The sequence below is a fragment of the Corynebacterium sp. HMSC072A02 genome (genome assembly GCF_001810085.1).
GTDB lineage: Bacteria > Actinomycetota > Actinomycetes > Mycobacteriales > Mycobacteriaceae > Corynebacterium > Corynebacterium hesseae.
The window spans coordinates 42,762-50,366 of sequence record NZ_KV799808.1; the positions used below are offsets into that span (position 1 = coordinate 42,762).

Consider the following 7,605-nt stretch of genomic DNA (forward strand, 5'->3'; position numbering starts at 1 on the left):
GAAGAATGCGAAAAAGTGTATAAAATGCACCACAGTTTCGGGGTGAGGGCACGCGGTGTCAGGGGGCGCGCTAAACTAGGTCGCACTGTATAAAGACTGTCCCCTACCAGAGGAGTCCCATTAGCTATGGCATCCGTCATTGATACCGTCGTCAGCCTGTGTAAGCGCCGCGGCTTGGTCTACCAGGCAGGTGAAATTTATGGCGGTTCCCGCTCTGCGTGGGACTACGGCCCGCTCGGTGTCGAGCTCAAGGAGAACATTAAGCGCCAGTGGTGGCGTCACATGGTGCAGTCCCGCGACGATGTCGTGGGCGTCGATACGTCCGTGATCCAGCCGCGCCAGGTGTGGGTGTCTTCCGGCCACGTCGAGGTCTTCACCGACCCGCTGGTGGAATCCAAGCACACCGGCAAGCGCTACCGCGCGGATCACCTCATCGAGGCCTACGAGGAAAAGCACGGCCACGAGCCGGCCAACGGCCTCGCTGACATCAACGATCCGGAGACCGGCCAGCCGGGTGACTGGACTGAGCCGAAGGCCTTCTCCGGTCTGCTCAAGACCTTCCTCGGACCGGTCGATGATGAGCAGGGCTTGCACTACCTGCGTCCGGAGACCGCGCAGGGCATCTTCGTGAACTTCAAGAACGTGATGACCTCGGCCCGCATGAAGCCGCCGTTCGGCATTGCGAACATTGGTAAGTCCTTCCGTAACGAGATCACCCCGGGTAACTTCATCTTCCGCACCCGTGAGTTCGAGCAGATGGAGATGGAGTTCTTCGTCAAGCCGGGCGAGGACGAAGAGTGGCACCAGTACTGGATCGATGACCGCTACAACTGGTACGTCGATCTGGGCATCAAGGAAGAGAACCTGCGCCTCTACGAGCACCCGAAGGAGAAGCTCTCCCACTACTCCAAGCGCACCGTGGACGTCGAGTATGCCTTCGGCTTCAAGGGCTCCAAGTGGGGCGAGCTGGAGGGTGTGGCTAACCGCACGGACTACGACCTTTCCGTCCACACCAAGGGCTCGGGCGAGGACCTGTCCTACTTTGACCAGGAGTCCGGCGAGCGCTGGACCCCGTACGTCATCGAGCCGGCTGCCGGCCTGGGCCGCTCCATGATGGCCTTCCTTGTTGACGCTTATGACGAAGAGGAGGCCCCCAACGCCAAGGGCGGCACCGACAAGCGCGTCGTGCTGCGCCTGGATCGCCGCCTGGCACCGGTGAAGGTGGCCGTGCTGCCGCTGTCGAAGAAGGAAGCGCTGTCCACCCCTGCTCGCGAGCTGGCGAACAAGCTGCGCGCGAACTGGAACGTGGAGTTCGATACCTCCGGCGCCATCGGCCGCCGCTACCGCCGCCAGGATGAAATCGGCACGCCGTTCTGCGTGACCTATGACTTCGACACGTTGGAGGACAACGCGGTCACCGTGCGTGAGCGTGACTCCATGGAGCAGGAGCGCGTCAAGCTCGATGAGCTTGAGGCTTACCTGGCCGCTCGACTGATCGGCTGCTAATGCATTACACCAGCTGGGACCGCAGCGACCGCAAGAACCCGGTGCTCCTCGTGGGGGAGGGGCCGGCGTCGCTGGGCATGTTCCAGGAGCGCTCGGCGGACGTGGAAGGTTCGCACTGGCGCCTGGGGCTCGATGATTTGGGCGCGTCGGTGACGCTGGAGGATGACCGCGTCTACCGCCTGGCGGGCAACCCCAAGCGCGATAAGCGCTTGGAGGCGTCCCTGGATGGGCGCACGTTTGCCTTCATCAACGAGGCCGGCGGCGACTGGATTGTTGAGGACCACGACGGGCTGAAAATCGCGCAGTTCTCCTCGAAGAACTCGGGTGTGCGTAAGGCCATCCTGGAGTTTGAGGGCGAGAAGAGCGATGATTCCGATGACCTCAACCATTCGGAGATTGCGGCGCTGAGCTGGTTTACGCGTGTGATTCTGGAGGCGCGGACGCAGAGCACCGCTATCCCGATCATCGCGACGTTGGTGCTGCTGACCATCGTCGCGGTCGTTGTGGTGCTGCTCTGATGCAGCGCTGGGTGTGGCGCGACGGGGCGTTGGCGAATGGCGCGGGTGAGGTCATCGCCCGCGTGAGACCGATGGGCCTGCTGCTGCCTGGAACGGGTGCCACCATCGCCTTCGAACACATCCCGGGCGCGCGCAGCTTTACTGTGCGCGGGCCCGACTTTTCGGCGGAGCAGACCAGCTTCACGGTGAAAAAGCTGCGTGCGGTCTGTCAGGGCCGCGAGTACTTGCTCGAGCGCACGAACCCATTCCGCCGCGAGCGCCGCATCCTCGCTCTCGCAGACGCCAACGAGGTCGCCCGCACCGCCCCGCGGGGCCGCGACCTCGAGGTTGCGGTGGGCGAGCTCCCTCTCGCAGACGCCGCCTTCACCAGCTACTGTTGCCTGCTTCTCGACGGCTCCACCCGCCCCCTTCGCACCTAACCTACCCTTTACACCTAACCCACCCTTCCGGGGTGCCGACCGTTTGCGCGCCTAACCCATTCGCGAGCTTAGCTGTCTGCCCACCTAAGCCCACCTCGCCTTCTTGCTGGCTGCCTGACCGGCCCTGCTTTCCGCTCTCCCACAGATGGTCCTTCTGGTTTGGTCCCTCTACTTTGGCCCCTTATGTGTGCAAAGGGACCATGTGGCGCAGCTTTTCGCCTGATAGATGGTCCCTTAACTGGGCAAAGGGACCAGAATAAAGGCACCAAACTAAAGGGACCTTCCGCGATATAGCCAGAACTGGCGTGGAAACTTGGGCGATTCATTGAAGGGAGGGGAGCTCTTCTAGCTTCCTTGCTCGGCTTGGTATGCCAGTAGAGGGTTCTAGTTAGATGGTTGCAGTCATAAGGTTTGTTTGCCCCCAAACGAACCATCTAGCTCGGTGCAGAAGGTTTACTTTCCCCCAAGTAAACCGTTTGACTGCAACCTTGTGAGAGAAGCCTTTTGACGAGAACCATGTGCATGACCGTGTTCCACCTACCGTGTATGTGCACCACCCCGTATCCGAGGAACTGATTGGCTGGCTACCGGGCCGGGGTCCAGTCGCCCGATGTGTGCACAGGAAATGTGGCAGACGGTATCCCACAAATGGCATCCGACAGAAGGCATCTGACAAATGGTGTCTGACAAATGGCGTCTGACAAAAGGCGCCTTTGGGGCTGAAAACGCCATGTGGAGGGCTCAAAAGGCGTTTTTAGCTGTGAAAACGCCTTCTGGAAGATGCCTTGTGCAAGGCGCCTTTTGCGAAATGCGGCGCTTGCCTTTCGTGAGATGCCATGCGGGACCGCCCCGGTTATGAGATGCCGGGTGTGGGCCGCGGGCTTCGAGGCCTAGGCGCCGGGCAGGGGAGAAGTATGAAGGCGGCTGGGGGAGCCGCCGGCGGAAAAGGGGAGAAGGCGAGGAATCGGAGCAGAGGAGAGGGCGGCTAGAAGGAGCCGCCGCGGAAACCGCCACCGCCTCCGCCGCCCGAGAAGCCACCGCCGCCGAAGCCTCCACCACCGGAGAAGCCGCCGCCGAAACCGCCACCACGGGAGCTGCCGCCGCCGAGGATTTGGCCAATGACCATGCCGGTGAGGATGTTGCCCGCGGCATCGGTGGCCTGGCGGCGCTGCTCGCGGCGGCGATAAGCCTCTAGGTCTTCCTTCGCGCGGTTGAGCGAGGTCTGCGCAGCAGAAGCGGCATCGCGGGAGAAGTTGAGCGCCGCGCGCAGATCCTTGGAGGCGGAGTTCTGGGCTTGGGCGAAGAGGCGGGAGGCGTCGGCAAGCGCGACGCGCGCATCCGGGCCCACCACGCGGCCACGCGAGGAGAGCAAGTCTTCCGCCGCCTGGATGGCGGACTCGGCCGCGGCAATCTGCTGGCGGTAGAGCGCAATCTGGCGCTCGCGGGTGGCGTTGGTTTCGCGGACGGTATCGAGCTGCTCATCCAGCTTGCTATCGAGCGCCGTCAGCGCGGTGTACTGACCCAGCGGGTCGGCCTTGCCCTGCTGGCGAGCCGCACTGAGCGCCTCCCGCGCCTGAACGAGCAGCGACTCCAGCGCGGACCAATCGGCAGGGGAGCCCTGCGCCTTTCCTTGCTGCTCGAGTTGCTGTGCTTCGGCGATTTCTTCCTCGACCTCATCGATGAGCGCCGGCAGGTTATCCTGCGCCGCGGTGATCGAGTTCTCGGCATTCTCCACGGCGCTGAGCAGACGGTCGGAGACCTCGAGCGCATGCTCGGCATCGCGGATATAGCCCACCAACGGACCCTGCTGCCCAGCCGGCTGGGACTGCAGCTCGCGGCCGCGCGACAGCAGCTTCTCGGCCTCGTCGAGCGAGACCTCCGCCATCTCCGGGTTATCCGCAATCGAGGACAACGCCTCCTCGGAATGAGAAGCACTGAGGGAGGACAATGCCGTGCGCGCCTGCGGCAGACGCCCGCGCAGATCGACGGTGCGCTGGGTCAGCTCATCCAGCTTGGAGCCGGCGTTGATGAGCAAGTCCCGCATCTTGGCAAAGTCCGCCGCCTGCTCATCCAGGGCATCGTCGGCCTGCCCGCAGGAGGAGATAATCTCCACCAGCATTTGGCGGCGCTCCGAAGTCGATTCCGGCAGGTTATCTTGCAGCTTTTGCTGCAGCTGGAACGCCTTCTGCAGGGTGAGCGTGGAGTGGTTCATCGCGCGCGTAAACGGGCGGGTGCGCTCGGGACCGAACTCGGCCACCGCGATGTCGAGCTCCTCCTTGCCGCGGCGGATCGACTCATCGGTGGAGACCAGCTCCTCCTGCGCCAGTTTCTCCAACGTATCCATATCCAAGCGGTCGAGCTGCGCGGTATTGCCCGGCTCAATCTGGCGCGCGGATTCCAGAGTGGCCTCCGAGTCCTTCTTTGTCTTGCGCCTGTTGGCCACCGCGATTCCGCCACCCGCCAAAGCCAGCGCGCCCGCGCCGCCAGCCAGCCACAGTCCTCCGGAGCCATCGGAATCAGAAGAGCTGGATGAACCAGCTGAGCCAGAAGAAGACCCCGCAGAACCGGAAGCGGCAGCGTCGACAAGCGCGAGTGCGGAAGCGCCGAACTGGCGGCCGTCGGCAAGCTTGGCGTAGGCCGCGTCATACATCGCATCCAGGCGCCCACGCGGCCAGTCTTTACCCGTCTGCACGCCCACGGTGGAATCATCCACGCCCACCACATAGGCCGCGGAATTCGGGCCCTTGGACTGCACAATCTCACCCGCATAGCTTTCCGCGCCCTCCGGCAGCGAGGAGGCAAAGACCACGAAAATCACCACGTGGTTCTCCTGCTGCAGCGCGGCAATCTTGTCCTCCAACTCGGACTTCTCCGAGCTCGAGAGCACCCCCGCCTCATCCGTCACCTTGTCCTTAATGGAGGCCGCCTCGGGTGCGGCGAGAACATAGTCCGCCGCCACGGCGGGGCTAGCAGTGGCCAACCCCAACACCACAGCGGCAAGGGCGGCGCGACCAAAACGAGCAGCAGTAGTCATGCGCACCACGATACCTTCCCGCACAGCGCTAAAGTGGTCAGGCAGTGAAGTACGTTATTGTCCTCGGCGCCGCACAGTACGATGGGCGCCCCTCCCGCATCCTTCGCGGCCGCGTGCGCTTCGCTGCCGAGTACGCCGCCGCGCACGACCTGCCCATCATCACCGTCGGCGGGAAGCTGCCCGGCGATAGGTTCACCGAAGCTGGGGTGGCTAAGCGCATGCTTGACGACGCACCCCTCACCGTCACCGCCCTCGAAGAAGGCCTCGACACCCGCAGCGAGCTGGCCGCCGCGCGCGAGAAGCTTGACGTAAGCGAAGCCGTCATCATCACCGACCCGCTCCACCGCCTGCGCACCTTCCTTATCGCCCGCCAAGAGGGGATTGCAGCCACGGTGCTGGGCACGCCCTATTATCCTTCCCCGCGCTTCTCCATCCCCTGGTGGCGCTACCTTGCCCACGAGACCGGCGGCTTGGCCTACCTGGGCCTGCGCACCCTGCTGGGGGAGGAGCGCACCGAAGGCGTGCGCGCGGCCTTCTACCGCATCGAGCGCATTATCCGCCCCAACCAGGCCCTGCGCCACCGCGTCATTGGCGCGAGGCAGACCCAGGAAGACCAGGACTCCGCCTAAACTTAAAACCCGTGAGCTATTCCTATCGCGCAGAAGACGTCGCCCGCCTCGCCTCCGAGTCCCCCAAAGGCTCGGCCCTGCTCAAATCAGAGGAACACCGCGGCGCCTTCTCCCGGGACCGCGCCCGCGTTCTGCACTCCGCGGCGCTGCGCCGCCTAGCGGATAAGACCCAGGTGGTGGGCCCGCGCGATGGCGATACCCCGCGCACCCGGCTCACGCACTCCCTGGAGGTCAGCCAGATCGCCCGCAGCATCGGTGCCGGCTTAGGGCTGGACCCGGACCTGTGCGACATGGCAGGTCTGACGCACGACATCGGCCACCCGCCCTACGGCCACAACGGCGAGAATGCGCTCAACGAGGTGGCCCTCGGCGGCTTCGAGGGCAACGCCCAAACCCTGCGCATCCTGGCCAAGTTAGAGCCCAAGGTGGTCCTGGATACCCCGGCGGGCCCGCGCAGCTATGGCTTGAACCTCACCCGCGCCTCGCTGGATGCGGCTTGCAAATACCCCTGGACCAAGACCAACCCGGATGGCACCACCAACCGCAAATACGGCGCCTATGACGAGGACGTGGACATTCTGGAGTGGCTGCGCCAGGGGCATAGCGATAAGCGCAAATCCATGGAGGCGCAGGTCATGGACTGGTCGGATGACATCGCCTATTCCGTCCACGACGTCGAAGACGGCATCATCTCCCGCCGCATCTCTTTGAACGTGCTGTGGGACCTGGTGGAGCTGGCCAACCTCGCGGACAAGGGCGCCAAAGCCTTCGGCGGCACTGCCGAAGAGCTCCTGGAGGCCGCCGACCGCCTGCGCCAGCTGGATGTCATCAATGCCATCGGCAACTTCGACTACTCCCTGCGCTCTTATGCCAACTTGAAGAAGATGACCTCGGAGCTCGTCGGCCGCTATGTGGGCGCTACCGTCTCCGCCACGCTCGCGGCTAACGACGAACCGCTTGGCCGCATGAACGGTGACCTCGCCGTCCCGCCGGGCGCGGTGGCGGAGGTAACCCTGCTCAAGACCATCGCCGTGCTCTACGTCATGGATGAGCCCGCCCACCTGGCCCGCCAGGACCGCCAGCGCGAGCGCATCTACCGCGTCTACGACTACCTGGTGGCCGGCGCGCCGGGCTCGCTCGATGCCACCTTCGCCCTGTGGTGGAAGCAGGCCGATACCGACCTGGAGCGTGACCGCGCCATCATCGACCAGATCGCCTCCATGACGGAATCGCGCCTCGAGCGCCTGGCGCAGCGCAGCGCCGAGCTCTTCGGCTTCTTGAGCTAAGGCTGAGCTAGCGCACCAGCGCACCCTGCCCACGGGCAGAAGGTGGGGCAGGGCCGTGCTGTGCGCAACGGCCGGGCGAAGCGGGAGATATCCGTCACTCGATAGTTGAACACCGTTTACTTTGACGTCATGCACCTGACAACTCGTTGTTAAACGAGCGGCCTAGCCTCGGGCGGGCCGTAAACTGTGCGGCTCCTGTGGAGCCCTCAGAAG

The 7,605-nt window shown here is 64.2% G+C and carries 6 protein-coding genes; 5 read left to right on the forward strand and 1 reads right to left on the reverse strand.

Translation table 11 applies throughout. The features are described from left to right. Positions 1–126 precede the first annotated feature (126 nt). From HMPREF2698_RS00825 to HMPREF2698_RS00835, 3 genes are read left to right on the forward strand one after another with little or no spacing between them, the layout of a single operon-like run. Positions 127–1,506 (forward strand): glycine--tRNA ligase, encoded by a 1,380-nt coding sequence (locus tag HMPREF2698_RS00825; protein ID WP_070530241.1) that lies wholly within the window; start codon positions 127–129, stop codon positions 1,504–1,506. Then, positions 1,506–2,024, forward strand: coding sequence for a hypothetical protein (locus HMPREF2698_RS00830; RefSeq protein WP_070561490.1), 519 nt, complete (start codon positions 1,506–1,508; stop codon positions 2,022–2,024). Before HMPREF2698_RS00825 ends, HMPREF2698_RS00830 begins: the two co-directional genes overlap by 1 nt. Beyond that, positions 2,024–2,443, forward strand: a complete 420-nt coding sequence (locus tag HMPREF2698_RS00835) for a hypothetical protein (protein ID WP_070561492.1) — start codon at positions 2,024–2,026, stop codon at positions 2,441–2,443. The genes HMPREF2698_RS00830 and HMPREF2698_RS00835 overlap by 1 nt, the downstream gene beginning before the upstream one ends. Before the next feature lie 985 nt (positions 2,444–3,428). On the opposite strand, the gene HMPREF2698_RS00840 is transcribed toward HMPREF2698_RS00835, so the two are convergent. Beyond that, a complete protein-coding gene (locus tag HMPREF2698_RS00840; RefSeq protein WP_070561494.1) occupies positions 3,429–5,477 on the reverse strand; it encodes a TPM domain-containing protein in 2,049 nt (682 codons plus the stop codon). A 44-nt stretch (positions 5,478–5,521) separates the two neighbouring features. Here HMPREF2698_RS00840 and HMPREF2698_RS00845 point away from each other — a divergent pair, with 44 nt between their 5' ends. Both HMPREF2698_RS00845 and HMPREF2698_RS00850 read left to right on the forward strand, forming a co-directional pair. Further along, positions 5,522–6,106: a YdcF family protein gene (locus tag HMPREF2698_RS00845; protein WP_070561496.1), complete on the forward strand. Its 585-nt coding sequence runs from the start codon at positions 5,522–5,524 to the stop codon at positions 6,104–6,106. Between the two features lie 11 nt (positions 6,107–6,117). Beyond that, positions 6,118–7,392 (forward strand): deoxyguanosinetriphosphate triphosphohydrolase, encoded by a 1,275-nt coding sequence (locus tag HMPREF2698_RS00850; protein WP_070561498.1) that lies wholly within the window; start codon positions 6,118–6,120, stop codon positions 7,390–7,392. Positions 7,393–7,605 lie beyond the last annotated feature (213 nt).